Genomic DNA, 4704 nt, shown 5'->3' with positions numbered 1-4704 from the left:
GAGGAGCTTGCTCCTCTGACGTTAGCGGCGGACGGGTGAGTAACACGTGGGTAACCTACCTATAAGACTGGGATAACTCCGGGAAACCGGGGCTAATACCGGATAATACATGAAACCGCATGGTTTCATGATGAAAGACGGTTTTGCTGTCACTTATAGATGGACCCGCGGCGTATTAGCTAGTTGGTAAGGTAACGGCTTACCAAGGCAACGATACGTAGCCGACCTGAGAGGGTGATCGGCCACACTGGAACTGAGACACGGTCCAGACTCCTACGGGAGGCAGCAGTAGGGAATCTTCCGCAATGGGCGAAAGCCTGACGGAGCAACGCCGCGTGAGTGATGAAGGTCTTCGGATCGTAAAACTCTGTTATTAGGGAAGAACAAGGGTGTAAGTAACTATGCACCCCTTGACGGTACCTAATCAGAAAGCCACGGCTAACTACGTGCCAGCAGCCGCGGTAATACGTAGGTGGCAAGCGTTATCCGGAATTATTGGGCGTAAAGCGCGCGTAGGCGGTTTTTTAAGTCTGATGTGAAAGCCCACGGCTCAACCGTGGAGGGTCATTGGAAACTGGAAAACTTGAGTGCAGAAGAGGAAAGTGGAATTCCATGTGTAGCGGTGAAATGCGCAGAGATATGGAGGAACACCAGTGGCGAAGGCGACTTTCTGGTCTGCAACTGACGCTGATGTGCGAAAGCGTGGGGATCAAACAGGATTAGATACCCTGGTAGTCCACGCCGTAAACGATGAGTGCTAAGTGTTAGGGGGTTTCCGCCCCTTAGTGCTGCAGCTAACGCATTAAGCACTCCGCCTGGGGAGTACGGCCGCAAGGCTGAAACTCAAAGGAATTGACGGGGACCCGCACAAGCGGTGGAGCATGTGGTTTAATTCGAAGCAACGCGAAGAACCTTACCAAATCTTGACATCCTTTGACAACTCTAGAGATAGAGCCTTCCCCTTCGGGGGACAAAGTGACAGGTGGTGCATGGTTGTCGTCAGCTCGTGTCGTGAGATGTTGGGTTAAGTCCCGCAACGAGCGCAACCCTTAAGCTTAGTTGCCAGCATTAAGTTGGGCACTCTAAGTTGACTGCCGGTGACAAACCGGAGGAAGGTGGGGATGACGTCAAATCATCATGCCCCTTATGATTTGGGCTACACACGTGCTACAATGGACGGTACAAAGGGCAGCGAACCCGCGAGGTCAAGCAAATCCCATAAAGCCGTTCTCAGTTCGGATTGTAGTCTGCAACTCGACTACATGAAGCTGGAATCGCTAGTAATCGTAGATCAGCATGCTACGGTGAATACGTTCCCGGGTCTTGTACACACCGCCCGTCACACCACGAGAGTTTGTAACACCCGAAGCCGGTGGAGTAACCTTTTAGGAACTAGCCGTCGAAGGTGGGACAAATGATTGGGGTGAAGTCGTAACAAGGTAGCCGTATCGGAAGGTGCGGCTGGATCACCTCCTTTCTAAGGATATATTCGGAACAGTTTCGCAGGAAACTGAAATGGAATAACGTGACATATTGTATTCAGTTTTGAATGTTTATTTGAAACATTCAAAGATTGTACATTGAAAACTAGATAAGTAAGTAAAAAATAGATTTTACCAAGCAAAACCGAGTGAATTAGAGTTTTAAAAGCTTTATTCATTTAAATGAATCGCTAGTAATCAATTGCCGATGGCAAACGATTACTCACAATATTAATAACGTGATTAAGTTATTAAGGGCGCACGGTGGATGCCTTGGCACTAGAAGCCGATGAAGGACGTTACTAACGACGATATGCTTTGGGTAGCTGTAAGTAAGCGTTAATCCAGAGATTTCCGAATGGGGGAACCCAGCACAAGTTATGTTGTGTTATCGACATGTGAATACATAGCATGTCCGAAGGCAGACGCGGAGAACTGAAACATCTTAGTACCCGCAGGAAGAGAAAGAAAAATCGATTCCCTGAGTAGCGGCGAGCGAAACGGGAAGAGCCCAAACCAATGAGCTTGCTCATTGGGGTTGTAGGACACTCTATACGGAGTTACAAAGGAATAAATTAGACGAATCACCTGGAAAGTTGAACCAAAGAAGGTAAAAGTCCTGTAGTCGAAAGTTTATTCTCTCTTGAGTGGATCCTGAGTACGACGGAGCACGTGGAATTCCGTCGGAATCCGGGAGGACCATCTCCCAAGGCTAAATACTCTCTAGTGACCGATAGTGAACCAGTACCGTGAGGGAAAGGTGAAAAGTACCCCGGAAGGGGAGTGAAAGAGAACTTGAAACCGTGTGCTTACAAGTAGTCAGAGCCCGTTAATGGGTGATGGCGTGCCTTTTGTAGAATGAACCGGCGAGTTACGATCTGATGCAAGGTTAAGCAGCAAATGCGGAGCCGCAGCAAAAGCGAGTCTGAACAGGGCGTTGAGTATTTGGTCGTAGACCCGAAACCAGGTGATCTACCCTTGGTCAGGTTGAAGTTCAGGTAACACTGAATGGAGGACCGAACCGACTTACGTTGAAAAGTGAGCGGATGAACTGAGGGTAGCGGAGAAATTCCAATCGAACCTGGAGATAGCTGGTTCTCTCCGAAATAGCTTTAGGGCTAGCCTCAAGTGATGATTGTTGGAGGTAGAGCACTGTTTGGACGAGGGGCCCCTCTCGGGTTACCGAATTCAGACAAACTCCGAATGCCAATCAATTTAACTTGGGAGTCAGAACGTGGGTGATAAGGTCCATGTTCGAAAGGGAAACAGCCCAGACCACCAGCTAAGGTCCCAAAATATATGTTAAGTGGCAAAGGATGTGGTATTGCCCAGACAACTAGGATGTTGGCTTAGAAGCAGCCATCATTTAAAGAGTGCGTAATAGCTCACTAGTCGAGTGACACTGCGCCGAAAATGTACCGGGGCTAAACATATTACCGAAGCTGTGGATTGTCCGTAGGACAATGGTAGGAGAGCGTTCTAAGTGCGTCGAAGCATGATCGCAAGGACATGTGGAGCGCTTAGAAGTGAGAATGCCGGTGTGAGTAGCGAAAGATGGGTGAGAATCCCATCCACCGATTGACTAAGGTTTCCAGAGGAAGGCTCGTCCGCTCTGGGTTAGTCGGGTCCTAAGCCGAGGCCGACAGGCGTAGGCGATGGATAACAGGTTGATATTCCTGTACCACCATTTATCGTTTTAAGCGATGGGGGGACACAGTAGGATAGGCGAAGCGTGCTGTTGGAGTGCACGTCTAAGCAGTGAGACTGAATGGTAGGCAAATCCGCCATTCTCAAGGTTGAGCTGTGATGGGGAGAGGAAACATGTTTTCCTCGAGTCGTTGATTTCACACTGTCGAGAAAAGCCTCTAGCTAGATAACTGGTGCCCGTACCGCAAACCGACACAGGTAGTCAAGATGAGAATTCTAAGGTGAGCGAGAGAACTCTCGTTAAGGAACTCGGCAAAATGACCCCGTAACTTCGGGAGAAGGGGTGCTCTTTAGGGTTCACGCTCTGAAGAGCCGCAGTGAATAGGCCCAAGCGACTGTTTATCAAAAACACAGGTCTCTGCTAAACCGTAAGGTGATGTATAGGGGCTGACGCCTGCCCGGTGCTGGAAGGTTAAGAGGAGTGGTTAGCTTCTGCGAAGCTACGAATCGAAGCCCCAGTAAACGGCGGCCGTAACTATAACGGTCCTAAGGTAGCGAAATTCCTTGTCGGGTAAGTTCCGACCCGCACGAAAGGCGTAACGATTTGGGCACTGTCTCAACGAGAGACTCGGTGAAATCATAGTACCTGTGAAGATGCAGGTTACCCGCGACAGGACGGAAAGACCCCGTGGAGCTTTACTGTAGCCTGATATTGAAATTCGGCACAGCTTGTACAGGATAGGTAGGAGCCTTAGAAGCGTGAGCGCCAGCTTACGTGGAGGCGCTGGTGGGATACTACCCTAGCTGTGTTGGATTTCTAACCCGCGCCATTGATCATGGCGGGAGACAGTGTCAGGCGGGCAGTTTGACTGGGGCGGTCGCCTCCTAAAGTGTAACGGAGGCGCTCAAAGGTTCCCTCAGAATGGTTGGAAATCATTCATAGAGTGTAAAGGCATAAGGGAGCTTGACTGCGAGACCTACAAGTCGAGCAGGGTCGAAAGACGGACTTAGTGATCCGGTGGTTCCGCATGGAAGGGCCATCGCTCAACGGATAAAAGCTACCCCGGGGATAACAGGCTTATCTCCCCCAAGAGTTCACATCGACGGGGAGGTTTGGCACCTCGATGTCGGCTCATCGCATCCTGGGGCTGTAGTCGGTCCCAAGGGTTGGGCTGTTCGCCCATTAAAGCGGTACGCGAGCTGGGTTCAGAACGTCGTGAGACAGTTCGGTCCCTATCCGTCGTGGGCGTAGGAAATTTGAGAGGAGCTGTCCTTAGTACGAGAGGACCGGGATGGACATACCTCTGGTGTACCAGTTGTCGTGCCAACGGCATAGCTGGGTAGCTATGTATGGACGGGATAAGTGCTGAAAGCATCTAAGCATGAAGCCCCCCTCAAGATGAGATTTCCCAACTTCGGTTATAAGATCCCTCAAAGATGATGAGGTTAATAGGTTCGGGGTGGAAGCATAGCGATATGTGGAGCTGACGAATACTAATCGATCGAAGACTTAATCAATTTCAAGTTTTGATTGGTCGAATTGAAATTTACTTACTATCTAGTTTTGAATGTATAA

General features: G+C 49.6%; 2 rRNA genes. Both read left to right on the top strand.

The features are described 5' to 3' along the window. A 16S ribosomal RNA gene (locus BU038_RS11875) occupies positions 1 to 1477 on the top strand; the annotation flags it as partial. Positions 1478 to 1722: 245 nt separating this feature from the next. Then, positions 1723 to 4646: ribosomal RNA gene (locus BU038_RS11870) — 23S ribosomal RNA — on the top strand. Positions 4647 to 4704: the final 58 nt, after the last annotated feature.

The organism is Staphylococcus simulans, from assembly GCF_003043455.1.
GTDB classification, from domain to species: Bacteria; Bacillota; Bacilli; order Staphylococcales; family Staphylococcaceae; genus Staphylococcus; species Staphylococcus simulans_A.
This window is presented reverse-complemented; position numbering and strand designations above follow the sequence as displayed.